This is a genomic window from Shigella sp. FC1567, assembly GCF_001743015.1.
Classification (GTDB): Bacteria; Pseudomonadota; Gammaproteobacteria; order Enterobacterales; family Enterobacteriaceae; genus Escherichia; species Escherichia coli.
Genome location: NZ_MIIV01000461.1, coordinates 1 through 243, shown reverse-complemented (window position 1 = coordinate 243; position 243 = coordinate 1). Strand labels below are relative to the sequence as shown.

The window sequence follows — 243 nt, the reverse complement described above, 5'->3', positions numbered from 1 at the left end:
GCGCGGAAACTGCTGGGATAACAGCCCAATGGAACGCTTCTTCAGGAGTCTGAAGAACGAATGGATGCCGGTGGTGGGTTACGTAAGCTTCAGCGAGGCAGCTCACGCCATAACGGACTATATCGTTGGATATTACAGCGCACTAAGACCGCACGAATATAACGGTGGGTTCCCCCCAAACGAATCGGAAAATCGATACTGGAAAAACTCTAACTCGGTGGCCAGTTTTTGTTGACCACTTCA

Annotated in this window: 1 protein-coding gene; it reads left to right on the top strand. The window is 50.2% G+C overall.

The genetic code is table 11. The annotated features are described in order from the left end of the window. On the top strand, positions 1–235 hold a 235-nt coding region (locus tag BHE85_RS28500; RefSeq protein ID WP_146628009.1), incomplete at its 5' end, for an integrase core domain-containing protein. Positions 236–243: the final 8 nt, after the last annotated feature.